This is a genomic window from Paratissierella segnis, assembly GCF_014385195.1.
GTDB lineage: Bacteria > Bacillota > Clostridia > Tissierellales > Tissierellaceae > Paratissierella > Paratissierella segnis.
Genome location: NZ_JACRTG010000016.1, coordinates 216,198 through 242,171, shown reverse-complemented (window position 1 = coordinate 242,171; position 25,974 = coordinate 216,198). Strand labels below are relative to the sequence as shown.

The following is a 25,974-nucleotide window of genomic DNA, read 5'->3' as shown; positions in this document are numbered from 1 at the left end:
TCCTTAATTATTGGAAAAGTCCTCGTTCAACTTACTTAAGATTATTGATACCAGTCTCTCACCTTCACCTTTTTTCACATAACTAGAGGAAGCTTCATAGTAATTTTTCTCCCATGCTTTTTCATCTGGGAAATATAAATAATATCCATTTGTATATCCTAAAATAATATTGTTATCAGTTTCTCTTATTGGTTTGGACAGGTTCGAAAAAATTTCCCCTGGTATAGTAATAAAATTCCAATCATTAATTCTAAATATATTTATTTCTAATTCTAAATACTCACGTCTTTTCATAGTCTTGGCAATCTTAAGATCCCTAGAGGTTCCCTCAAATAATGATTCAACCAACCTCATTTCACTTGGAGGTAAATTAGCTATCTTAGCCTCTTCAACCTTTTTTATAGCATCTAGATGCCTCCTATTCGCTTCTTCTACTGAATGGATATCTCTGAATTTTAGAGAAACCCTATATCTTTTTGTTTTAAAGTAATTAATACTGCCTGAGTATATAGGATCCTTTATCGCATTTTCAATGGCTTTTCCTAATTCCTTTCCAATCCTATCTACTTCTTCAAAAGTAGTACTTTGTCTTGTAAATCTGGTGCTTATATCCCCAGCACTTCCATTTGTGAACATTATCATATCATAGGAATTACCAAAATATTTCAAAACCCCATAGGGCAAGTCACTAGAAATTAATAAATTATCATGGTGCAGAATAGTTGGATGACAAGAGAAATTATATAATAGTACCTTCTTGCCATCTTCTCTTATCAACTTCATCGCAAATACCCTGCCATCGCCCTCAGTATTTACATGCCTCTCCGACCCAATCCCTTGGACATATGAACTTCCTACTTCCATCCTTTCAAGAGGCATCATATCATCGAATGCTGCTCTTATGCATTTTTCTACCTTGTTGACATAATCTGAAACCAATTCATAATTATAAAATCCAAAGCTCTCTTCATCTAAAATACTTGTTTCATCAAAAATACCCTTTGGTCCAGAATGTGTATGGGTTGTGCAGGCAATCAAATTATCTTTTTTGATTCCTAAGTCTTTAACTCTATGAAATATTTTTTCTATAAAATGTTCATCAATTCCAATTAAATCCATTTGAACGATACAAAATAATTCTCCCTCGAAATCTATCAATAAAGTTCTAGCAAAAAGTTCATCATGTACCCCCTCGGATATCCTTTCACACTCATATCCTGAAAGTGTTGTACCAATTGGTGGTGTTATATCAACCTGAGAAAAACCCAGCTTGGCCATGTCTTATCCCCCTTTAATTATCCGGTAATTAATTGATCTAATTGATCGTCACTATTTTTTAAATTGCTTTCTTTATCTAATTTAGACATAGGGCTTTCAATACTTTCCTTCCCTACATTAAGCAAATGTTCTAAAAGGAGGGGTAATGACATTTTGCCTCGCATCATTATGGCTTCTATTAACAAAGGCACATTTACTCCTGTAATTACCTCTATATCATCTCTATGTTTTTGTAAAAGAACGCCTTGATTTGCTGGAGTTCCTCCTGGGATATCGGCTAATATCAGTATTCCTTCTCCCTCATCAACTTTTTCAATTGCAATTTCTAATTTTTTACGAAACATATCCGGTGAATCAGTTGGCTCCAACTTTGCCGATACTACGCCTGCACTTTCTCCACATAGCATTTTAGATGATTCTAAAAGTCCATCTGCCAATATGCCATGACTAATTATAATTATACCTATCACAATACCTCTCCTTTTTATGATTATTCTAGAATAAACCTACCATCGCTCCTAAAATGGATAAGATAATGATTCCAAACAAAATCTTAGTAACTGATTTACCTTTCTTAATTAGTCTATAAACCAAATAAGTAATTCCAAGTGGAATTAGGTTTGGCATTATGCCATCTAAAATCATTTGCAAAGACATTGCTTGATCACCTTTTCCAATTACAAAACCCAAAGGAACGGACACCATTGTAGCTGTCATCACACCTAATACCATTAACCCTAATATAGTAGCTGCGTCTGAAATTCTTTGCATCACTGAACCACTTGTAATTTCTCCTATAAAATTAGTTCCTAACTCATATCCTTTCACTACACCATAATAACGTGTTCCTAAGTTAAATATATTAAATAGAAGCAAAAATGCAATAGGACCAAGTATATTTCCACCTTCTGAAAGTGAGATGCCTATACCTGCACAAATAGGAAATATCGTAAACCAAAATAACGAATCTCCAACACCTGCTAACGGTCCCATCATTGCAATTTTCGCTGCACTAATAGTACTTGGATCTATCGTGCCATCTGTTGCTAATTTTTCCTCCATTGGCAAAGTTATTCCTAATATAGGTGCTGCCATATAAGGCTGAGTATTGAAAAATTCAAGATTTCTTTGAACTGCCTTTTTTAATCCTTCCGGATTATTTTTATATAGTTTTTTAAGAATTGGTAAAATAGTATAACAATAACCCAAAGCTTGCATACGCTCAAAATTCCACGATAATTGAAAGATTATATTACGTCTAACAACTCTATTTAAATCCTTTTTAGTTATCTTAGCGTCCATGTTTTCCCTCCTAACTATTCATTAATTTATCTAATTCATCTACAGTATCATCAGAGGGTTTTTGATTCTTTGAAAAATAGTCAAATAACAACGCTATGCAGCAGCTTAACATTGTTACTCCTATTAAACTAAATCCTCCGAATGTAGCTAACGCAAAACCTATAAAATAAAATGGTTTTAATTTTTTAACGTCTAACATAGTAAGTAACATTCCGAATCCAACTGCCGGTAATATTCCTCCAGCTACCTCCAGTCCCCTTAAGACTGAAGATGGTATTGCTGAAATAAGATTTTCTACAACTTCTACTCCAAAATATATAGCTGGAAATACTATTATTGCAACACGAACAAATGTTATTAATGCTCCAAGATAGTGTGTTAATTCAATTTTATTGTAATTTTCTTCCTCTGCTGCCTTGTCAGCCACATGCATTAAACCTGTTGTAGCAGTCCTTGCAAATATATCCAGTGCTTGAGACGCAACAGCAACAGGAACTGCCAAGGATAGAGAAACCTCGACACTTTGATTAGCCAAAATTGAAAATGCAGTAGCAATAACACTACCTATTACAGCATCCGGTGGAACAGCAGCACCTATACCGGTCATACCCATAAATATTAATTGTAGCGAACTGCCTATTATAATGCCAGTTTTTACGTCTCCCAGTAATGCACCTACAATCGTAGCTGCTACAAGCGGCCTGCTAAATCCAAAATGACCGTTCATATATTCTAGTGCTAATAGCCAAGCAACTATAGTTAGCAAAATAGCATTTAACAACATAAATTTACCCTCCTTTTATAGAATATCTTTTAAATAAACCTTTGTATCAGTTTGTAACTGTCTATGTTCAACTTCTACGCCATGGCTAATAATACTCCTGATAGCTTCCGCCTCTCTTTCAGTAACTGAAACAGATTTTGTCAATTGTCTTCTTCCTTCTTTAAAACGCATCCCTCCTATATTCACAGAATTAATTTTGATACCACTTTCAATCAACTTAAGCGGGGCAAATGGATTATTAAATATTAGCATTATTCTATACTTATCTAAGATTCCTGCTTTATATTTTTCTGTGAATTTATCAACTGGCAGAACATATAATTTGATATTTGATGGAGCTGCCATTTTTAAAACAGATATTTGAATTTCGTCAGTTGCAAGTTTATCATCTACTACAACTATTACTTGAATATCATTAGATCTAACCCAGTTCGTAGTTACTTGTCCGTGAACTAGTCTATCATCTATTCTTGCTACAACAATTGCCACTTTTCACACCTCCTTTCACGTAAAGTATTATATCCCGCTTGTTAATTGAACAGATTCTTATAAATAAAACTTGCTTCTATTTTCAACAAATCTAGTATTAAACCTTTCTGCTATAAGATGTGGATATGTAATAGCAGAACCTATGGTGACTGTATCAGCTCCCATTTCCATGACCTTATCCAGATGAGATAACTCCCAAATCCTTCCTTCAGCATTTACATAACAATCTGTTTTCGTTTTCAATTCTTTAACTATCTCATAATCTGGACCGTCATATATGTGCAAATTTTCATGTGTATATCCTGACAAAGTAGAAGATAGTATATCAAAACCAATTTCTGCACAAATCAATCCATCTTCTATGGTCGCTATATCTGCCATTAATAAAATATTCGGATAACTTTTTTTTAATTTGACCACTATTTCTTTTAGTTCATCATAAGTTCTTCCGGCTATTAACCTACCATCTAACGCTGCTATATCACACCCTGCATCTATTATTTCAACAGCATCCTCATACGTTGGAGTGATTATTATATTGTTCCTAGAATCATATTTACCGTCAACAGACTTTTTATTGATTCCGACTATGGGTAAATCAAGTTTTGATTTTATATATTTAATATTTTCTGGCCACGATATCCTTAAACCAACAGCACCTCCCATTTGAGCGCATAATGCAAATTTAAAAATATCCTCTGGACCATAAAATGGATTCCCATCGAAAGCTTGACAAGAAACAATAAGTCCATTTCTCAAATTATTCATCATTGAATTCATGACCAACCCCCAGATTATTCAATTTAATTTCGTTAGCATTATTTATTGCAAATAATATGCCAACAACGTGTCGGTAATGTGTCGAATATCTAAATTAAAAGAACTTTCGCATAAAAGTACGAAAGTTCTTATTTCCAATATTTAATTTGTAAATAAAATCTCATATAAAAATGAAATCTCTGTATCTGGCACATTTATCCTAAAGTTATTATTGATTACACGGATATTTTTATCTATTGCACTATATTCCATTGAATCTTTTATAAAATGCTCACTGTAGGTATTTAAAACCTCTTCATTTGAAATTATTCTTTCTATCATGCATGCAGTATGAATAATAAATCTTAAAGTAACAGGATTATCAAATTTAATATTCAATGTTCTTTCAATCTGCTCTAAAAATCTTGTACATATTTCTATAGTCTTAGCAGGGTTCAAAAATGTTAGATAATCAATCAATAAATCCATTGACAATGATTGAATAATACTATTTTTAGATATGCTATCTTCTATAGTGGTCATTTCATTTTCCTTCAACATTTCATTGATTAAATCTATGCCCCTACCGCTTAGTAAGTCCTCTAATGGAATAAACGGTATATAGCTGATGTGTGGGTCAAATGTACCTACTATACAAATTACATTTTCAAGATTTTTATTTTCCTTTAAGTTACTAAATTCAATTGCATCTATTGCTAATTCCTTTTTAATATTTTTATGGATAATATCTTCCAACATTTCCTTAATTTTAACTGCAGTACCAATTCCAGTTAGGCATGATGCAATTATTCTTTTTTTACCATTTTCAATCAAAGGGTAGTGTCCAACTTTTAAATAATCAGAATAATTAACTTCCCCAATAATTTTATCCATCGATGTATTTGTATAGTATACCTTCCTTGATACGTCTAGCAGCATAAGAGTATTTACCCCCGTAATTATTCCTACCCCTATCCTTTTATCATAATGAATCCAAATTTTCTCAGCTAAATCGGATAAAGACCCCATATCAACCATTAACAATAACTTATGAATATTGCCATATTTATCTATTAACTTTATTACATTCGCTAATAATTCCTTTGCACCCATATCAATTGGCATATCTATTCCTTCTATTATGTTATCTCCCATTAATTGATTAATCAATTTTTTTGTAGAAGTTGCAACTCCTAATCCATGACTTAACAATATTATCAAAGTATTTGTGCCAATTTTCCCTCGTACATTTTTACTTGCTGTATTTAGAAACATTGTAACAAACCCTGCTTCATCTTCAGAGTATTCTATATCCATATACTCGGATATTTGTTTTATAAAATTTGCAGATAACATAAATTCCTCAGGATAATTTATTTTTATATTTTCTAAATTAGGATTATTTATGGGCTTGTGAGTTTTGCTTCTTTCAATAAATGATTGAATATGTAAAGATAAACTTAGCAATATGTCCTTCCCATAATGTTCTGATAATTCCTTTTCTGCCAATAATAGAAATTCATTTGTTATATTATAAATATTTTGCGGAATTATCCTTAATAAATTTATTTCTGCTTCTTCTATATTTTCAAATTTAATAAGTAAATCCTTAAAATAATCATTCACTGTTCCTATGAGGTTATCTAAAGCATCCTTTTGTGAATGACCATTTTTTATTAAAAAGTTGTAATTGCTTTCCAGCCTGTCATAAATTGTCTTCTGTTCAAAATTAGATACTCCGATTCTCTTTTTATTTTTGATTGGAGAAATTACCAATTCATCTTCAAATTTAAGGATTTTTAAAGTTAAATCAATCTCTGCATTTGAAGCATTTATATTATATTTTACCTTTCCAAGAAATGAACGATTGTCAATTACTATACTGCCTGTATCTTTCTGTATAGATTTTATAAAGCCTCTAGCACAGATAAATTGAATCTCTCCCCTTAATTCTCCAATATTGCCTTCAAATTTAGTTTGTAAAAGAGTTCTTAGTACATCCCTTTTTAATACAATTTTCTTTCCGATCCTTTCAGCCTCGTCAGAGAAAAAGGTTATAATCAATTGGTATTTTTCTTCCAAGGGTCTTTCATCTAGCGAAGGAATTCTTATTATAATTGGTATCCTTCTTAAAAATGTTTTTAGGAAGGTATATTCAGGATCCTTTGTTGTTGCACCAATAATACGTACTTTTGCCTTTCTATCTCCTTTTGTTTCTCCCATCTTTCTATAGATGCCTTTGTCCATGAGATAAAAAAGTATTTCTTGACCTTCTTCAGGCAATCGATGAATTTCGTCTAAAAATAATATCCCATTATTTGCCTTTTCAACTAGCCCCTCTTTATCATCATCTGCTCCAGTAAATGCTCCTTTAACATGTCCAAATAAATGGCTAACCAATAATTGCGGATTGTCTGCATATTCAGCACAATTAAACGAAACAAAAGGTTTATCATTGTCTATTATATTTCTAAATTTTGCGTATTCGTACATTAATTCAGCAAAATATGTCTTGCCAACTCCACTAGGTCCTGTAATTAAAGTATCTAATCCCCCTGGATATAATATTGAAGCTTTTGCTTGTTCAATTTGTGGGAACAGACTGGAATTATATCCTATTAATGAAGTAAATACGTTATCCTTTGATGTTAATTCATTGTCAACGATATCGTTAATTGAATCATTTAAATTAATAATATCGTTAATATTGGATACTTCTAACCCTTGATTAGTATAATTCAAATCTATATTAAGTATCCGTTCAATAGACTCCCTAGCTATAAATCTAACAGGTTTACCTTTGATTTTTATTAAATATCCTTCGTTATATAATTTATTTAACTCTGCACTTGCTGTGTTCCTCTTAATGCCCAATTTACACCCAATTTCTTCGGCAGAAAACCCAATTATGATATTGTTTTTAATATCATTCATTGTATATTGACTACTTAAATTTTCAACTATTGAATAAATATTTAATTTGGTAGACAAAATAATCACCTCAAGCACTTCAGCTTAATAGAACTTTCTTTTAAACTCTCTTACCAGATATTAAGTTATATTATCGCCATTATTAATAAGATTATAATATGAATTTTCGTCAATAGTCAAATTACATTTTTTATAAAAGGTGGTAATGCCTTGCAGATTACATAGAGAACTTTTTACATAGGCTATATAAAATATTTGAGTTGCTTTTCTTATGCTATAATGTTAATGTTGGGTATAATTATTATTAGTATAATTTTAGGAGGTTAATTCATGAAAAAAATCAGATGGGGTGTATTAGGATATGCCAGAATTGCAAGACTTTCAGGTATCCCTGCTATAATGATGGCACCAAATTCAGAATTCTACGCTATTGCATCCAGGAATGAAGAAAAACTGGAGCAATGTAAAAAGGAATTTGGTGTGGTAAAAACCTATACGAGCTATGATGAGCTTTTAGATGACCCTAATGTAGATTGTGTATATATTCCATTGCCAAATTCACTTCATAAGGACTGGGTAATTAAAGCAGCAAATAAAGGAAAACACGTTTTGTGTGAAAAGCCTATAGCTCTTAATGCAGAAGAAAGTACGGAAATGGTCAAAACTTGCAAAAAAAATAATGTGAACCTTATGGAAGGATTTATGTACAGGTTTACTGATAAAAGTAAGAAGGTTAAAGAGGTACTTGATAGTGGAGTCATTGGAGATATTAAATATATAAACTCCACATTTAGATTCTTTTTGGATCGAGAAAATACTATCAAAATGAAACCCGAATTGGGTGGCGGATCTATCTATGATGTTGGATGTTATCCCCTCAACTTTGTAGGCATGGTAACAGATAAGGAGCCAATTTCTGTCTCAGCAGAATATATTTATCAAGACGGTGTAGACGTAATGTTCACAGGAGTGTTAAAATATGATAATGGAATTATAGCAACCATAAACTCCGGATTCAATGCTTTTAATAGAATGTACTCCGAAATAATAGGAACAAAAGGCTTGATTGAAATTCCGGATACTTTTTTAGACGATGCCGGTTTTATTACAATTATTACAAATGAAGGTAGAAAAGATATACCTGTTGAGAAGTGCGAACGTTATGCATTAGAAGTAGAAGAATTCGCAGATGCTATACTTAATAATAGAAAACCTAAACTTGATGCAGAAGAATCTATAAGAAACATGAGAATAATGGATAGATTATTAAACTTACGAAAAGAATAAGGTGTAATGATGACAAAGAGAGTAATATTGGGTATGAGTGGAGGCGTCGACTCATCGGTTTGTGCACTATTGCTTAAAGAAAAAGAATATGATGTAATCTCCCTCTTTATGAAAAATTGGGATGAGAAAGATGAAGACGGAGTATGCACTGCAACTGAAGACGCAAGCGATGCACGAAGGGTGGCAAATCAACTTGGAATCCCCTTTTATACCGTAAACTTCGAAAAAGAATATTGGGACACAGTATTTACCTATTTTTTAGATGAATATAAGAAAGGCAGGACACCCAATCCGGATGTAATGTGCAACCAAGAGATTAAATTCAACGCTTTTTTAGACTATGCGTTAAAGCTTGATGCGGACTATATTGCAATGGGGCATTATGCCCAAGTTGAAAAAAGAGATGGAAAATATTATCTATTAAGAGGAGAAGATAATAACAAAGATCAAAGCTATTTCCTTGCTAGGATTGGGCAAAGGGCTTTGTCGAAGACCATCTTTCCTGTTGGACATCTGGATAAAAAAAGTGTGCGTGAATTGGCCGAAATGCATAATTTATATACTGCTAAAAAGAAAGATTCCACCGGTATTTGTTTTATCGGAGAAAGAAATTTTGATGAATTTTTAGACAGATATCTTCTCACAAAAGAAGGAGATATAATTGATGTAGATGGAAATAAAATCGGAAAGCATACCGGGCTTATACATTATACTTTAGGACAAAGAAGAGGCATAGGAATAGGAGGTATAGGTACCGGTGAGCCATGGTTTGTTGTAGGCAAAGACTTGAAGAAAAACATACTTTATGTAGCTCAAGGAGAAAACCACCCTGCATTATTTGCCAAATCATTAGTAGGGGAATCGCCTTCTTGGATATTGGAAGAAGCTCCCGAATTTCCGTTAAAATGTACTGCAAAATTCAGGTATAGGCAAGCAGATATACCTGTTACTGTAAATATGCTGGATGATGGAAATCTTCATATAGCATTTGACAATCCCGTCAAAGCTGTGACTCCGGGACAACAAGCTGTCTTATATCAAGATGAAGTATGTCTGGGTGGATCTATCATAAAATCCATAGAGCCTATGGAGAAAAAATATTTATATTTGAATAATTAAAAATTCATTTGACTATTTGATTATAAACACAATAATAGTGGGGTTCATCCCCACTATTTTATCTATTCTTATTTAAAAATTCTCTTAAGGCTTCTACAGCTTCAATCTTAGTTGCCCATGATGTTACAAAACGTACTGCAGTGTTATTTTCGTCTACTTTATCTGTAAATTCATATATAAATTCCTTTCCCATCTTTTCTAACAGCACATCCGGAAATATTGCAAATACCTGATTGGTACATGGCTCGGCGTAAAACTTATATCCAGCTTCATCAATGATAGACGCTAATCTTTCAGCCATCTCATTTGCATGTCTTGCTAACTCAAAATACAAATCATCTAGGAATAATGCTTCAAATTGAATTCCTAAGATAAATCCTTTAGCCGCCATAGCTCCTCTTTGTTTTGTCAGATAGCGAAAATCTTCTTTTAAATCCTCTCTAATGATTACTAATGCTTCTCCCAACAATGCACCATTTTTTGTTCCGCCAATATAAAATACATCTACTAGATTTGCAATATCTTTTATATCTAAATCGTTAGTCTTACAAGTCAAAGCCGAACCCAACCTTGCCCCATCTAAAAATAATAATAATCCATTCTCTTTACACTTGTCATTAATAGCACTTAATTCGTGCTTTGAATATACGGTGCCCAGTTCAGTTGAATTCGATATATATACCATCTTTGGCTGTACCATATGTTCATCAGTATGACGGTCTAGTGCTCTCTGTATAATTTCCGGTGTGAGTTTTCCATCCTTACAATGCATTGCTACTACCTTATGCCCTGTGGCTTCTATTGCTCCGGTCTCATGAACATTGATATGTCCTGTATCAGCTGCTATCACACACTGATGCGGGCGTAAAAAAGATGAGATAACCAGCATATTGGTTTGTGTACCGCCCGGTATAAAATGAATATCCACATTATCTTTTCCAATCAATTTTTTAATATATTTTCTTGCCCTATCACTATGAATATCTTCCCCATAGCCTATATTTGCCTCAAGATTGTATTTATTAAGTAATTCCAATATTCTGGGATGTGCCCCTTCACTATAATCATTTCTAAAGCTGTACATATACCTTACCTCCGTTTGTTTATATTATTGTTTATATAAATTGTGAATTGTGCATTGTGCATTGTGCATTGTTATTTGTTATTTGTTGAATGTTGGTATGACTAATTTTGCTTCAAACAAATCCCCATTTATTGATAACAATAGCTCTCCATTCATTAATTCCATCAAATTTCTCGCTATATACAATCCCAGGCCGCTGCCTTCAGTATGTCTAGACCTTTCACCCCTTACAAATTGTTCCATTAACTCATCAGGTTCAATATTCAATTTCTCTTTAGAAACATTTTTCAAACTAAATATTACAAAATCTCCTTCTCGCCTTGCAGCTCCATAAACCCTAGTTTTTTCTTGTGTATATTTATATGCATTTCCTAAGATGTTTTCAAGCACCCTGCCCAGATGATCCCCATCAGCTAAAACATAGATATCCTCTTGTGGGTCAAATACAAATGTGATTTCCTTTTCATTAAATAATGAATCAAAGTCTCCATAGATCTGTGAGATCAACTCATTCAATTCCAACTTTTTAAGATTTATATTTACATTCCCGGTTTCCGTCTTGGATGCATCTACTAAATCCGTTATCAATACCTTTAGTCTTTTAGAGTTTCTATCTAAAACTGTTATATAGTCCAATGCAGTGCTATCCTTTATATCCAAATTCTTCAATAAATCCGTATAATTTATAATGGAAGTTAATGGAGTTTTGAGATCATGAGAAATATTTGTAATAAGTTCCGTTTTTAACCTTTCCGATTTCAATTGACTTTCAATGGTTTCAGAGATATTTTGGTCTATATTGTTCAACATATTTACGGCTTCCAGAGTAAAACCAAAAGAACCTATATATGAAATATCAGTCTTTTGCAATTTGGCAATATTATCTATGCTGTACATTATCTTATTTATCTGTTCAGCATAGTTTAGCAATGTAATGGATATTAGAAGGGTAAAGATGAACAAGCATAGGTATAAAATGTCAACTTCACTTAAAAACATCAGAAAAAAATATAATATTAATATTATAGAAAACAGAAAAGGTAAAATAATGCCTTTATATACTTTAAAATCACTTTTATGGTATTTAAATATATTGTAGAGTAATAGGGACTTAAAAAACTTTTTTTTGATGATTTTATTTAAAATAATAATAAATACAATTATTACTCCAATTATAATTATTACCTCTGTTGATATAAAAAATTTTACCAATCTTGTAATTTTACTTAGGTTATCCCCAAATAATATCCTAAAAAAAGGCAGAAATATTCCGCCTATAATATAGACCACTGCCCTTAGAATTACAGCTCCTACAGTAAAAAACAATATGAAATACAAACACAATGGCTCAAGATACATATTATTTAGGATATATTTTATCTTGGATTTTCTACTAATATTTCTATTCATTTAGTCACCTACAATTTTGTACCCCATACCATAAACAGATTTTATATAATCAGGTTCTCTGGGGTTTATCTCCAGCTTGCTGCGAAGGTTGCTGATATGTACCGATATAATCTTCTTGACATTATAGGCAGGTTGATCCCATACATATTCATATATTTCATTTGAAGAAAATACCCTGTCTCTATTTTTAATCAATAGCTTTAGTATACCATATTCATTAGGTGTTAGACTGACTATATTATCATCAAGTTTAACCTCTTTTGTCCTGTCATTTAGTGTAATTCTTCCTACTTCAAACACATCCTCTTCTTTTTGCATGCTGCCAAGGCTTGTATATCTTCTCAAATTTGACTTTACCCTAGCTAAAAGCTCAATGGCATTGAAAGGCTTTGTAATATAATCATCTGCGCCAACATTAAGCCCCAATACTTTGTCCGTATATTCACTCTTAGCACTGAGAATAATTATGGGTATATTCTTCTCCGCCCTAATCTTAGAAATTGCTGATATTCCATCAAGCTTTGGCATCATCAAATCTATGATTATTAAGTGAATATCATTGCTTTCAATAGCTTCCAAGGCATTCATGCCATCATATGCACATATCACATTGTATCCTTCACTTTTAAGATAAATTTCAATTGCATCGACTATATCCTTCTCGTCATCACAAACTAAAATATTGTAAATCAAATCATCACCCACCTAGTGTAATTATAAAACCATCAATATTGTTTCCGGATATATTATATTTTAAATCATCTTCAATATAAATCGATTGAATTTCCTCAATTGATTTTACAAACAATATTTGATAATCTTTATACTTTAAGGAGTTATCAACAGAATTATACTTTCTTATAAATTGGTGATATTCCTCTAAGGCAAATCCCTTTTCCTCTATTATAACACTATGGGGAAATCCGATAAAGCGAAAATGCCATGGTTCTTGTGAAATCCCAGTTATGCTTTCTTTATCTTTCTTATACCTTTCTATAAAGCCATTTTGTGTTGCTGCTTCTCTAAACTCATTAAACACCCCATAATAAGGAAAATCAGGGCAAATAAAATCTATGTCCTTTTTGTTTTCTCCCAAGTCAATAGCCAAGCCACTTTGATGCTCACTCTCATCAGGTCTAGCCACAAATTTTTCTGTAAATTCCAGTCCATTTTCCCTAATGGATGTATCATATAGATCCGACTGTTCTTTTCTAGATCTAAAGCCGCTTACTGGAACGATTTTTTCTTCAGAGTTGATTGTATTTAATACTTCTTTTAGAACTTTAACTACCTTTTTATTCAACAAATGTTTCTCATAATTATCATCAAATTCTGTCAAATCCCTTATTATCTCAGCTTCATCGATTCTAATGGGGTACTTCTTATTGATTAGTATCAAGTCCCCTTTGTAGATGTCTTTTCTTCTCAATATGATTTCTTTCATTGTTTTCTCTCCAATCCCAGCTCAATCAATTTGTCTAACATGTCTTTGTATTTCATTCCGGAGTGTAATAGCATATTTGGAAACCTGCTCCCTGTAGTAAAACCGGGCATAGTATTTACTTCATTAAATATTATGTTGTTATTCTTGTCTAAAAACATATCCACCCTTGCTAAACCGGTACATCCCAAAGCTCTATATATTCCTATAGCTGTTTTTTTGATTTTTTCTGTTAAAGCTCTATCAATTCTAGCCGGCAAATGAATTTTAGAATGAATTAAAGTATATTTTTCTTTATAATCAAAAAGCCATCCCGAAAATTCAATCTCATCTACCGTCCCAACTATTAGATCATCGTTTCCAATAACAGCACATCCTACTTCAAATCCATCAATATTTTCTTCTAGGACAACCTTGTTATCATATTTAAAGGCCTCTCCAATCCCAGTAAACGATTCGTCTTTATTTGATGCCTTAGTAATTCCTATGGATGATCCCTCATTAGCAGGTTTTACATAAATTGGAAAATCCATATTCATTAAAAATTCACTTATTTTTTCTGTATCAACTTCACTGTTGATAACTAAATTTTTTGGAACTCTAAAGCCTTCCTTATCCACAATTTTATGTGCATAATCTTTGTCCATGCAAATTGAACTTGAAACTACATTGCAGCCCACATATGGAATTCCGGCAACTTCAAATATTCCTTGAATACTTCCATCCTCCCCATTCTTACCATGAAGTACCGGAAATATAATATCGACCTTTCTACGAATAAATATATCATTTTTTATTTCAATTATTTCGCTATCCATCTTATTGGGTGATATTAAAATCTGATTGCAACTATCTTCTAAATACCAAGTGTCATCCTCTATCCTTTCTATTTCACCATAATACCTAAGCCATTGTCCTTTACGAGTTATCCCAATCTTTATAACATCATATTTTCCATTGTCCAGATTTGCTAAAATCGAACAAGCAGATTTTAAGGACACTTCATACTCTGATGATGCTCCTCCAAATATTACTCCTACTCTTATTTTTGACATTTTAATTTCCCCCTATAATGATTCCCAATTCAGACTCTACATCATATTGAATTTCATATTTATTTTTAAGGATTAGTTCTTTTCTAAGCAAATTGTCGCTGGAATTGTACCAAAGCTTATATACCTCGTTATATCTATAGATTTTACCGTTTTCTCTTGTATATTTTAGATTTTCACTTTTAACTCTATAGTATATATCTTGTTTAGCGTCACTGAGGATACCTCCATAAATGTATTCTTCATCAAAATCGATTAAGATTTGAAATCTATCCTTTGTATCATTTTTAACCTTCAAATCTTTCCAACCTTCCGCAATTGTAGCATCTACACCTTCCGGTATATCTCCGCCCGGAGGTGGCAATGTCTCTGCTGAATGGGGATGTCTTTCTACAATAGTTAAAGGTGTATGCAAAAATATCCAGAATAAGAGGTTGCTTATTTGACAAAGTCCTCCGCCTTTCACATTTATAACTTTATCATTTTCTACTGCTAATCCGTCCTTATAGCTTCCGTATTTTTCCGCCTTCCTTGCAAGCATCCAAAACGAGAAAGTTTCACCAGGTTCTATGACAATTTTGTTGATGGTGTTTGCAACCAGTTTGAGATTATCCACCTTGTTTATTTGATATTTAATATCAAATCCGCTTTTAGGATTAATCATCTTTGACTTGGTAGAAAAAATTTTATATTCAAATGTGTCATCAGATATTCTTTTAGAATACCTATTTGAATCCAATTTCATTCCCATATAGAAAAATATCTTTCGTTGCAGCTTTCTTATAGGAATAAGAAATGGGAAAATCTGTGTTATTCTTTTCTTTTTCATAAGCCCTCCATAAATTATTTAATCTTATGATTTAACTTTATAATATAAAATCAATCATTCATGGCTTGAAAAATCAAAGAATTGTCAAAGAAAAAATGAAAAAAAATGTCATTGATAAAGCTTTTAACTTTATCAATGACATTACACTAATTTTATTCCTCCCATATTATTTGAGAATTTTCCAACACCTTATCCCAATTATTCCCATTCCTAAATATTTTACTAGAATCAAATTCTCCATAATAAACAGCATCCACAGTATCTTTATTTCCTAATTGAAAAATGAAGTTTTGTTCCACACGTTCTTTTTTATCATTAACCAACTTTCCTGAAGGAGAATCAGCAATAGTTACAGTATAATAAAGTAATATAATATTTTTTTCTTCCCCATCAATGTTCACTTTCATAGGATTAGTAGCATTTACAGAATAATATCCCTTTCCATAATAATGAGATACAAGCATATTATCTTGTTCTTCAATTTTAATTAGGGATTCCGAATAGGGTATAATCCTATCAAAATAAAAAACAAAGCTGAAAGCACCAAATAAAATTAACCCTGTAATCAATATTGATAATCCTGAAATAATTAATTTTTTATTTCTCCAGCTCTTTTTGAAATTCTTAATTATGGGAGCTTCCTTTTCAGCCGGAATATAGACCTTATGCTTCATTAGTTCAGCCTCTTTACTACATTCTTCACAATTTCTTAAATGCTCCTCTACCATTTGTTTTGTATCATCACTTACTACGTCATCAACATAAAGAGGCAAAATATCTCTAATGATATTGCAATTAATTTCTTTCATCATTCATCCCCTCCATATATTCCATTATTTGTTTCTTTGCTCTATGATAGGTTACTCTTGCCCATCCGGAACTTTTCCCAAATATCATGCCTATTTTCTCAAACGGCAATTCTCCAAATACTCTTAGGAAAAAAATCTCTTTATAAGGTTCTGACATAGTATGAATAAATTTATGGATGATTAAGGCATCTTCTTCATTCATAAGATTTTCTGATATGGTGACACCTACATCGGCTATGTCCCCTATTGAATCAAAATCTACTTGTTTTTTGTTGTTTTTATAAGATGAGTAATAGGTATTTTTCGCAATTGTAAACAGCCAAGCACGAATATCCTTAGATCCATCGAAGGTATCAATAGACTTTATGGCTTTAAAAAATGCCTCCTGAGTTATTTCTTCAGCCATGCTCTCATTTTGCGATATGGATTTTATATATAAAAATACTTCTTTGAAGTACAGATTGTATATTTCCTCGAAGTCCATGCCTTTCACCCACCTTCACCTATATAACTTATGAAAATCAAAAACGTTACAAATTATTTTTATTTTATTATATAACATACCACCCGGACTAAATATTTTTCGGGTGGTATGTTACTTTTAAAAATATCATTGTATTATTTCGATAAAAAATTTGAGGTAATTGCTAATACTATAATTTCAAATATCAAGGAACTATTGGATATTCTGATTAAAGTATTTTTCCTCTAGATCCTCAAAATGGTTAAATATATGAACCAAATCCTTGCCAAAATTCTTCAATGTATATAGAGTATTGTTATCATTAGATTCTTTCTCTATAACATTTTTTTCAATTAGAATATTTAATTTCCTATTCAATTCCGTATGACTTATATATGGAATACTTTTTAGAATTTCACTATAACGATGATTTCCCAAATCTATTGATTTCAATATTTCTGATACCCATCTCAATTTTATCAAATCATGTACTATTTGAAATCCATTGGATATCATATTTTCCAAATCCATCACTCCTACTAACAAATTTGTGCCTTTTTGTAACATACATTATATCATATAATTTATATATAGTTTAGTGAATGAGAAAAAATATTTAAAAACTTGAGGAGGTTTATTTATGAAACATTTAGATTTATTACAAAAATATTTAGCAAATTTGGCGGTTTTGAACGTTAAACTGCATAATATCCACTGGAATGCAGCAGGATTACAATTTATGGAAGTTCACAAATTTACCGAAGAGGCTTACGACAATCTGTTTGAAGCTTATGACGAAGTTGCAGAATTGTTAAAGATGAAAAATGAAATGCCTCTATCAACAATGAAAGAATATCTGGAAAATGCAAGCATTGAAGAAATAAATGCAAAAGATTTTTCTATTAAAGAATCTTGGGAATTAGTAATGAGCGATTTTGAATTGATGCGTAAGTTAGCTACTGAAATCAGAAATGCTGCTGACGAAGCAGGTGATTTTGAAACTGTTATGTTGTTTGAAGATTATGTGGCAGATTTCAGCAAGAATCTATGGTTTGCTAGGTCTATTCTAAAGTAAATAAGTATAATGAATTTTTGGGTCGTTGATGAAATGAACATGCCCCTGTCTACTTGGCAGGGGCATGTTCACTATTCCCAGTGACCTTTTTTATAAATTTCTTATTTGCTTATACTTACTGCCCATTCAAAGCCTGAATCTATTCCATATTCTTCTGAAAAATTACCCATATTTACTGCAAAAGCAGCATTAAGCTCGGAATCCATATAAATTATATCTTCGCCTTCTTCAACATCCCCAAAGGTATTGACATATGGTATTTTCTTTTCATATACTACCTGACCTTCATGAGTGATTTTCACTGTTAATTTATCCCCCACCTTAGCTCCATATTCTTCAAACAGTTCTCTTGGAATACTGGTCCATAGGTTTCCATAAGGCTGATCAATAACTGTAATTATCCCATGCATTGCATTATCTTTAATTTCCGGTCTTTGATAATTTATAGTCACTACTTGTTTTGGTAATTTCTTCCCCACCTCTTCAAAGGTTATTGTACCGGATGCCAGTCTAGCTCCTGTATATGCATATACATCTCTGCCATGGAAAGTATAGGACTTTTCAGAATCCTTTAGCCTATTTACCGCTTCATCAATTTCTCTGACTTCTTCAATACCATACTTCTCGGCAACTAAAGTAAGAGTCCCATTGTCCGGTGTTACAAAATACTGTCCTGTTTTTGTTTTTAATACTACAGATTTTCTATCTGTACCAACCCCAGGGTCTATAATTGATACAAAAACTGTGCCTTCCGGCCAATATTCTGCTACTCCGCCTAAACAATATGCTGCTTCCCAAATATTAAACGGTTCAATTTCATGAGTTAAATCATACATTTTTAGATCCGGATTTACTCCAAATGCAACTCCCTTCATTGATGCAACAGCATTATTTTTTACTCCAAAATCCGATTGAAAGACCAATGCAGATGTTTTAACATTTAATCGAGTATCCTTTACCAAAGATTCTGGTTCTGCAAAACTCTTATTTAATACCGGAGCAATTGTAAATGATAGAACCAATAAAAACACTACAATTAATTTACGTAAATCTTTTTTACCTTTCATTTCAAAACCTCCTATATATATTTTTTTATTGATTACTTTTAAGACGCAATTTAATTATATCAAATTTGGTAGAGTTATACATCTAGGATCCATAAAAACTTGTATTATATTGAATTTTATAATCCCGCTGTTTAATTTCACATATAATCCCTTTTACTTGCTTTTGATAAAGGATCACAGCACATATTTAAAATCATTTGACGTACACATACTAATCATGTTATCATAGCATAAATTCAATTTCATAATAATTCTCATCTTAAAAGGTGAGGCAGAAAAGCAGATGTAAAGGAGTGAAGTAAAGTGAGAACTATTTTGAAGAATGGAAAGATTTATGTAGAAAAGAATAATTTTCAAGAAGCTTTATTGATTGAAGATAGCATAATAAAACAAATAGGAAAAAATGAGGATATAAAAGCTCTCAATTCAGACAAAATAATTGATTTACAAGGTAAAACAGTTTTACCCGGAATTAATGACAGTCATTTACACTTATTGGGAGTTGGTGCAGCAATGTCTAGCTGCAATCTTACATCTGCAAAATCAATTGACGACATTATTCAATTAGGTGAAAAATTTATTGAAGATAACAAGGGTTTAAAAGTTTTATTTGGTCGCGGTTGGAATCAGGACTATTTTATCACCGGTGATAAACGTCTAATAAATAAATATGACTTGGATAAAATTTCTACTGACATTCCAATTGTCTTTGATAGAATTTGCGGCCATGTTTCCGTTGGAAATTCCAAAGCCCTTGAGATGCTAAATATAAATGAAAATTCAAGATTTGACGGTGGTGTTATAGAGCTAGGTGATGATGGAAAGCCAAACGGAATTTTTAGTGAAAATGCCATTGGTCTTATACAATCCATAATTCCGGAAAAAAACGACAAAGATATCGAAGAGGAATTCTTAAAGGCTGCTAATTATGCATTAAGTGTAGGTATAACCTCCGTTCAGCCAAATGATGTTAAAGGAAGTAATTACAATCAAATTTTCAATATAATCAATAATATATATAAGAATAAAAAAACCAAATTAAGATATAGATATCAATTCAACTTTCAAGATATAAATGATTTTAAAGAATATTTAAAATCAGAGTATAATACCGAAAACTATGATGAAAAATTCTTATCTAAGGGTGCATTAAAGCTATTTAAAGATGGATCCCTTGGAGCTAGGACTGCTCTAATGTTAAATGATTATAAGGATGCTAAAGGAATCAAAGGTATAGAAGCATTAAGTGATAAGAATTTACAAGATCTATGTGATTTAGCTACGGCTAATGGATTTACAGTAGTTACTCACGCTATTGGTGATGGAGCAGTTGAAAGTGTTATAAGAGCATATGAAAAAACTATGAATGGATGTAAAAACCCTTTACGTCATGGAATAGTACATTGTCAAATAACCAGCAGAGAACAGCTTGAGAGGATTGCGGATTTAAATATTTGTGTTATGTATCAGCCAATATTCTTGGATTATGATACAAAAATAGTAAAATCAAGGGTTGGAGAAAAATTAACCAGTACATCATATGCTTTTAATAGCCTTAGAGAACTGGGAGCTCCTATAAGTTTTGGTACAGATTCTCCGGTAGAAGACTGCAATCCCTTCCCCAATATTTATTGTGCAGTAACTAGAATGGACTTGGATGGAAACCCAGCAAATGGTTTCTACCCAAAAGAAAAAATGAGTGTAGAAGATGCAATCGATGCTTACACATATGGCGGTGCCTACAATGAATTTAAGGAAAACTTTAAAGGTAGATTAAAACCGGGATATGTAGCTGATCTAATAGTATTGGACAAAGATATATTTACAATTGATGAAGCGCATATAAAAGATATACAAGTAGAGATGACTATGATTGATGGAGAATTTGTATACAGAAGATAGATTATTAAGGTCACTTGGGACAGTCAGATAATCCCAGTGACCCGATTAAGTAAAGTATTCTATTTTAGCATTGGGGAATTTATCCATTATCAATGATGAAATGAATGTTTTTATTTCGCAAGATTGTTCTTTAGGATAAACGTATTTAAATCTTCCATATCTACCCCATTTTAACATGCGTTTTTCCTCATCCATATCCAATTTTGTATGGGGAAATCTTTGTAAAATCATATCTTTGGCTCTTGCAGTAAATCTATGTTGAATTAACTCAAATGTAATCTCCTCATGATTATATTTATATCCAAATCCCTCATACAATAAAGTGAACAAGTCCTTATAATCCTCTTCCCATGTGTCATAAACCATAATAGGAGCTACGATAAAACCTATAGGATAATTATGAGCTATAAGCTTTGATGCAGTCTCAATGCGTTCATTTAGTCTTGCGGTATTATGTTCAAAATTATCTATTACATTTTCTGTATTGATACTTACCCTAAACCTAGTATTTCCATTGTGTTTAAGTTGTAATAATGAATCTACATTGCTAAATTTTGTAACTACTCTTAGCTTTGCATTTTCTAATTCACCAAAGAACTCAATAGTTTTAGCTAAACTACCTGTAATATGTTCGAGCGCCAGCGGATCACCTAAGCTTGCCACTTCAAACGTGGTTATTCCCTCATCCTTGATATGCTGTTTTATAACTTGAAAAATATCCTCAAGATTTACATAAACCTTAATGGAAGGTTTTTCTCCTTGCGTCGTTTGTAAATAGCAATACTCGCAGCTGCCCGGACAATTACTTACTAGAGAAAATTGATAATCTGCAGATGGACTGCAAAAATCTAATTTTTTATTTTTCATTGTTGTTATTAAAATAGTTTTCTTAGAATTAGTATACTTTGTTATCGGTGTAATTCCGGGTATAAAGCTAGAAGTCTTATTTGATGTGGATTTAATAACTTCGATATCATTGTTTGTAAAGAAGTCATAGAGCTCTACACCCAGTGGATACTTAAGACTAGATGGTTCAAATATTACTCTTTCCGGCATAAATAATTTCATTAAACCATTCCTTTGTTTTCTTAAAAATTTATTTAACCTTAGTATATGAAAATTAGCCTTAAGTATACATGACGGTAAAAAGGCCACTGGAAACAGTCATGTCCCAATGGTCTTTTAAAATCAATCAATCTATTTGTTTGCCTTCACAGTATCTTGCCAGAAATCAACCTTATCTTTAAGGTCTATAGAAGAAGCCTTGAATACCGGATTCTTCCCTGCCCTTTTTTGTTCACTATAGTCCTTCATACATTTTATTGCAGAATCTTTTAACATGAAAATTGCAGGGATATTAATCATTGCCATGAATGCCATCAATACATCTGCCGTATCCCATGCTACACCAAATTCAAGTTTTGGTCCAAATAATACTACCAGAACTGCCACTACACGGAAAATTGTCAAAGTAGTCTTATTTGGCTTTTTACCAAGAACATAATTCAAATTAGATTCCGCATAGAAATAGTTCCCTATAAGGGTTGTAAATCCAAACAAAAATAGTGCAAATGAGAAGAAATACTGACCAAAGTTTCCAAAGTTAGCTTGCAGCGCAGCCACATTATATGGTGCACCTGCCATCTCAGGAGTTGGAACAACACCAGAAGCTAATAGCATAAACGCAGTTGCTGTACAAATAATTATCGTATCTAAATAAACTGACATCATTTGAACCAGTCCTTGCTTAGCCGGGTGTGATGTATCAGCCGCTGCTGCTGCATTTGGAGCAGATCCTATACCTGCTTCATTGGAATATAGTCCTCTTTTTAATCCTAACATGACACAGGATCCGGTAAAACCACCAAAAATAGCTTTAAAATCAAATGCTTGGGTGAATATATCTGCAAATATTCCCGGAATCATTGTTATATTTTTTATTATTACAACGATTGCAACAATGATATATGCTACTGACATAATGGGAACGAGATGTGAAGTAATTTGGCTTAATTTTTTCCCTCCGCCAAAAATACTAAGAGCTGTTAGTGCTGCTAAAATTATACCCATAATTATCGGTGTTACCTTCGGATTCCAAAAACTATAAGTACTAAATGATGAGCTTACATTATAAGCAGCCAACATATTAAATCCTACCATATAAGTAACAATCAAAATAACCGCAAAAATCATTCCTAAAGTTTTGTTTTTTAATCCATTTTCAATATAATATGCAGGTCCGCCATAGGAACCTCCATCCTTATCTCGTTTCTTATAAATTTGTGCAAGAGTACTTTCAATAAAAGCAGATGCCGCTCCCAAAATAGCGACAACCCACATCCAAAATACTGCTCCTGCCCCTCCTAAAGCTATAGCTGTGGATACCCCTACAATATTCCCTGTTCCAACTCTGGAAGCTGTAGAAACCATTAAGGCTTGAAATGAGGAAATTGATTTCTCATCTTCAGCAGGTTCTCCGATAACCTTTATGGAGTCTTTTAGAAGCCTTAATTGAACGAAATTTGTCTTAAATGAAAAGTATAATCCACCGCCAATCAAGAGTAATGGCAATAAATAAGTATAAAGAAATCCGCTTAAACTACCTATAAATTTTGCGTACAAATAAATACCTCCCTTTTTAATAACATATGATATTGTATTACTACTTTGATATATAGCTTACATAAACCACCTTCTTTCTCTTCATCATATGTTGTAATATTTTATTTCCCACTAAAATAGTGAAGCCCTAATTCCTTGGATAGATATTCAAGCATATGGTAGCCACCTATGCTATTGCCTTGAGAATCCAAAGCCGGTCCAAAAACACAAATACCCAGCTTGTTTTCGGCAAAAGCAAGTATTCCTCCTCCGACACCACTCTTAGCAGGCATGCCTACTCTAATTGCAAATTCTCCTGAGCCATCATACATGCCGCAAGTAAGCATTAGGGATTTAACGATTTTTAAAATGGAATTATCTATTAGTCTATCCCCCGATTTGAGATCTAATCCATCATTTGCCAATATCGCCGCATAATTTGCTAAATCATTGGAATTTACCTTAACTGAGCACATTTTGAAATAGAAATCTAATGTCTTTTCAACATCCGCTTCAAGTACTCCGCTACTATTCATCATGTAGGCTAAAGAACGATTCAGCATACCTGTCTTGCTTTCCGACATATATACGTTTTCATCTACTTCAATGGAATTTCTTCCGCAAAATAAACGTACCAATTTTAGATAATCTTCAAAGGAATATCTTTCGGAGATTAATCCAGCTACCGCAATTGCGCCTGCATTTATATAGGGGTTTGAAGGGTATTTTTTAGTTTCAAGTTTGATTATAGAATTAAAGGGATCACCTGAGGGTTCCATCCCCACCTTATTAAATACGATTTCCGGTCCAAGATTATGAAGAGCAAAGATCAAAGATATTGTCTTAGATATGCTTTGAATTGTAAATTCCTGATGCCAATCCCCTACATGATATCTCTTACCTTCTATGGTAACTATACTTGCTCCCAGCAGATTTTTATCCGCCTTTGCCAATTCCGGAATATATGTAGCAACGTTGCCATCGTCTATATACTTACTACTATGTATTAATGCATCATTTAAAATTGTCTCTATATTTGTTAATTCCATTTTATAAACATACTCCCTAATCTATTTGATTTAATTCCAACACCTATATAGTATCTCCTTTTGTAAATATCCGGTAATACTTAAAACTTATATCTATTATTTGTATAAACTATAACTAATTAATTAACAATATGATAAACTTTAATTAAGATTATATGAACATAAATTTTGGCTATGGGTGGTGCATATTTTTGGATATTAACCATTTAAAAGATTTTGTAACTGTTGCAGAATGTGGATTCATTAACAAAGCAGCTACTAAATTGTACATATCACAACCTCATTTAAGTAATATAATTAAAGACTTGGAAAATTCCATTGGCTTTGAATTATTTGATCGTACCAATAGAGGAGTTACTCTTACCTCTGCTGGAAAACATTTTTTGAAGCATGCGGAAGTAATCATAAAAGAGATAGACGCTTTAAAAGAATTTACACCTACTAATATTAAAATTTCAGACAAATTGCGAGTATCAATGACTAAGTTTACTCACACTATGGATAGCTTCAATGAAGTATGCAGTAAAAAGGATAAACTTGACGGATTCACATATCTACTTAACGAAGGAACCACAAGGGACGTAATAGAAGATGTTGCAAATGGCTATACCGATGTAGGTATAATCCATTATGACATTCATGAATCCAAAAACATCCATGCAATCCTCGAAAAAAATGGGTTGGAACATAAGACGATAGCAAAGTTTACCCCTGAAATCTGTATATCTAAGAATCATGAATTGATCCAACAAGGAGAAAAAGTAACATTAGATGCTCTTAAAAATTATGGCTTTGTACGCTACCTTGGCCAATATGAAGACTTTATATATAATATCGTAAAAAAAGGGCACCATATGGACCTTAACAACTCAAACAAAATTATCTATGTTTATGGACGTTCAACTCTATTAAATCTTATATCCATCAGCAATTTTTACACTATAGGAATTCTCGAATTCGATAAACAGCAATCCATGTTCAATGTAATATCTGTTCCTATTGAATACTGTGAAAAAAACCTCTTATTTGATGTAATAACAAAAAAAAATATCCAATTGAATGATACGACCTTAGAATTTATATATAATGTCTCTGAAAGATATCGTAAATTATCTAGCAAACAAAAGGATGATAAAATTATAGACCATTGAAAACTGTCGTAAGAACAGACTACAATGGTCTTAAATAATTTTTTTATCAATTTCTATGAATCATCTTGGGGACTGTCAGTCCCCAATGACAT

General features: G+C 32.3%; 25 protein-coding genes. 5 read left to right on the top strand and 20 right to left on the bottom strand.

The window, feature by feature from the left end; genetic code table 11:
* Positions 1-3 precede the first annotated feature (3 nt).
* The 7 genes from H8707_RS06390 to H8707_RS06360 form a co-directional block, all read right to left on the bottom strand.
* Positions 4-1,278, bottom strand: coding sequence for a neutral/alkaline non-lysosomal ceramidase N-terminal domain-containing protein (locus tag H8707_RS06390; RefSeq protein WP_262429296.1), 1,275 nt, complete (start codon positions 1,276-1,278; stop codon positions 4-6).
* A 17-nt stretch (positions 1,279-1,295) separates the two neighbouring features.
* On the bottom strand, positions 1,296-1,748 hold the full coding sequence (locus H8707_RS06385; protein ID WP_262429295.1) for a PTS sugar transporter subunit IIA: 453 nt from the start codon (positions 1,746-1,748) through the stop codon (positions 1,296-1,298).
* Between the two features lie 25 nt (positions 1,749-1,773).
* On the bottom strand, positions 1,774-2,580 hold the full coding sequence (locus tag H8707_RS06380) for a PTS system mannose/fructose/sorbose family transporter subunit IID (protein ID WP_262429294.1): 807 nt from the start codon (positions 2,578-2,580) through the stop codon (positions 1,774-1,776).
* Positions 2,581-2,590: 10 nt separating this feature from the next.
* Positions 2,591-3,364 (bottom strand): PTS mannose/fructose/sorbose/N-acetylgalactosamine transporter subunit IIC, encoded by a 774-nt coding sequence (locus H8707_RS06375; RefSeq protein ID WP_262429293.1) that lies wholly within the window; start codon positions 3,362-3,364, stop codon positions 2,591-2,593.
* Between the two features lie 15 nt (positions 3,365-3,379).
* Positions 3,380-3,853: a PTS system mannose/fructose/N-acetylgalactosamine-transporter subunit IIB gene (locus tag H8707_RS06370; RefSeq protein WP_262429292.1), complete on the bottom strand. Its 474-nt coding sequence runs from the start codon at positions 3,851-3,853 to the stop codon at positions 3,380-3,382.
* Positions 3,854-3,910: 57 nt separating this feature from the next.
* Positions 3,911-4,633 (bottom strand): N-acetylmannosamine-6-phosphate 2-epimerase, encoded by a 723-nt coding sequence (locus tag H8707_RS06365; RefSeq protein ID WP_262429291.1) that lies wholly within the window; start codon positions 4,631-4,633, stop codon positions 3,911-3,913.
* A gap of 141 nt (positions 4,634-4,774) precedes the next feature.
* On the bottom strand, positions 4,775-7,603 hold the full coding sequence (locus tag H8707_RS06360; RefSeq protein ID WP_262429290.1) for a sigma 54-interacting transcriptional regulator: 2,829 nt from the start codon (positions 7,601-7,603) through the stop codon (positions 4,775-4,777).
* Between the two features lie 270 nt (positions 7,604-7,873).
* Between H8707_RS06360 and H8707_RS06355 the strand changes: the two genes are divergently transcribed.
* Both H8707_RS06355 and mnmA read left to right on the top strand, forming a co-directional pair.
* A complete protein-coding gene (locus H8707_RS06355) occupies positions 7,874-8,830 on the top strand; it encodes a Gfo/Idh/MocA family protein (protein ID WP_262429289.1) in 957 nt (318 codons plus the stop codon).
* Positions 8,831-8,836: 6 nt separating this feature from the next.
* The gene (gene mnmA / locus H8707_RS06350) at positions 8,837-9,949 is read left to right on the top strand and encodes a tRNA 2-thiouridine(34) synthase MnmA (RefSeq protein ID WP_262429288.1); all 1,113 of its coding nucleotides are present in this window, start codon (positions 8,837-8,839) and stop codon (positions 9,947-9,949) included.
* Positions 9,950-10,007: 58 nt separating this feature from the next.
* Here mnmA and H8707_RS06345 read toward each other — a convergent pair whose 3' ends face one another.
* From H8707_RS06345 to H8707_RS06305, 9 genes are all read right to left on the bottom strand, one after another.
* Complete coding sequence (locus H8707_RS06345) at positions 10,008-11,033, bottom strand: threonine aldolase family protein (protein WP_262429287.1); 1,026 nt, start codon at positions 11,031-11,033, stop codon at positions 10,008-10,010.
* Between the two features lie 78 nt (positions 11,034-11,111).
* Positions 11,112-12,443 carry a sensor histidine kinase gene (locus H8707_RS06340; protein ID WP_262429286.1) on the bottom strand — a complete coding sequence of 444 codons (1,332 nt, stop codon included), beginning with the start codon at positions 12,441-12,443 and terminating at the stop codon, positions 11,112-11,114.
* Positions 12,444-13,133, bottom strand: coding sequence for a response regulator transcription factor (locus tag H8707_RS06335; RefSeq protein ID WP_394354647.1), 690 nt, complete (start codon positions 13,131-13,133; stop codon positions 12,444-12,446).
* A 7-nt stretch (positions 13,134-13,140) separates the two neighbouring features.
* Positions 13,141-13,887, bottom strand: a complete 747-nt coding sequence (locus H8707_RS06330) for a D-alanyl-D-alanine carboxypeptidase family protein (RefSeq protein ID WP_262429284.1) — start codon at positions 13,885-13,887, stop codon at positions 13,141-13,143.
* Positions 13,884-14,939: a D-alanine--D-serine ligase VanG gene (gene vanG / locus H8707_RS06325; protein ID WP_262429283.1), complete on the bottom strand. Its 1,056-nt coding sequence runs from the start codon at positions 14,937-14,939 to the stop codon at positions 13,884-13,886. The genes H8707_RS06330 and vanG overlap by 4 nt, the downstream gene beginning before the upstream one ends.
* A 1-nt stretch (position 14,940) precedes the next feature.
* A complete protein-coding gene (gene vanW, locus H8707_RS06320) occupies positions 14,941-15,765 on the bottom strand; it encodes a glycopeptide resistance accessory protein VanW (protein WP_262429282.1) in 825 nt (274 codons plus the stop codon).
* Between the two features lie 152 nt (positions 15,766-15,917).
* Entirely contained in the window at positions 15,918-16,574 is a 657-nt protein-coding gene (locus H8707_RS06315; RefSeq protein WP_262429281.1) for a zf-HC2 domain-containing protein, read from the bottom strand.
* Positions 16,561-17,058 carry an RNA polymerase sigma factor gene (locus tag H8707_RS06310; protein ID WP_262429280.1) on the bottom strand — a complete coding sequence of 166 codons (498 nt, stop codon included), beginning with the start codon at positions 17,056-17,058 and terminating at the stop codon, positions 16,561-16,563. The genes H8707_RS06315 and H8707_RS06310 overlap by 14 nt, the downstream gene beginning before the upstream one ends.
* 192 nt (positions 17,059-17,250) lie before the next feature.
* Positions 17,251-17,553 carry a winged helix-turn-helix transcriptional regulator gene (locus H8707_RS06305; RefSeq protein WP_262429411.1) on the bottom strand — a complete coding sequence of 101 codons (303 nt, stop codon included), beginning with the start codon at positions 17,551-17,553 and terminating at the stop codon, positions 17,251-17,253.
* Positions 17,554-17,677: 124 nt separating this feature from the next.
* On the opposite strand from H8707_RS06305, the gene H8707_RS06300 reads away from it, so the two are divergent.
* A complete protein-coding gene (locus H8707_RS06300) occupies positions 17,678-18,112 on the top strand; it encodes a Dps family protein (protein WP_262429279.1) in 435 nt (144 codons plus the stop codon).
* Positions 18,113-18,213: 101 nt separating this feature from the next.
* Here H8707_RS06300 and H8707_RS06295 read toward each other — a convergent pair whose 3' ends face one another.
* Positions 18,214-19,179 (bottom strand): SAM hydrolase/SAM-dependent halogenase family protein, encoded by a 966-nt coding sequence (locus H8707_RS06295; protein ID WP_262429278.1) that lies wholly within the window; start codon positions 19,177-19,179, stop codon positions 18,214-18,216.
* Positions 19,180-19,482: 303 nt separating this feature from the next.
* Between H8707_RS06295 and H8707_RS06290 the strand changes: the two genes are divergently transcribed.
* Positions 19,483-21,081, top strand: a complete 1,599-nt coding sequence (locus tag H8707_RS06290) for an amidohydrolase (protein WP_262429277.1) — start codon at positions 19,483-19,485, stop codon at positions 21,079-21,081.
* A 45-nt stretch (positions 21,082-21,126) separates the two neighbouring features.
* On the opposite strand, the gene splB is transcribed toward H8707_RS06290, so the two are convergent.
* From splB to glsA, 3 genes are all read right to left on the bottom strand, one after another.
* The gene (gene splB / locus H8707_RS06285) at positions 21,127-22,149 is read right to left on the bottom strand and encodes a spore photoproduct lyase (RefSeq protein ID WP_262429276.1); all 1,023 of its coding nucleotides are present in this window, start codon (positions 22,147-22,149) and stop codon (positions 21,127-21,129) included.
* A 129-nt stretch (positions 22,150-22,278) separates the two neighbouring features.
* Positions 22,279-23,709: an alanine/glycine:cation symporter family protein gene (locus H8707_RS06280; protein WP_394354646.1), complete on the bottom strand. Its 1,431-nt coding sequence runs from the start codon at positions 23,707-23,709 to the stop codon at positions 22,279-22,281.
* Between the two features lie 95 nt (positions 23,710-23,804).
* Positions 23,805-24,731: a glutaminase A gene (glsA, locus tag H8707_RS06275; protein WP_262429274.1), complete on the bottom strand. Its 927-nt coding sequence runs from the start codon at positions 24,729-24,731 to the stop codon at positions 23,805-23,807.
* Between the two features lie 191 nt (positions 24,732-24,922).
* On the opposite strand from glsA, the gene H8707_RS06270 reads away from it, so the two are divergent.
* The gene (locus tag H8707_RS06270; RefSeq protein ID WP_262429273.1) at positions 24,923-25,882 is read left to right on the top strand and encodes a LysR family transcriptional regulator; all 960 of its coding nucleotides are present in this window, start codon (positions 24,923-24,925) and stop codon (positions 25,880-25,882) included.
* Positions 25,883-25,974 lie beyond the last annotated feature (92 nt).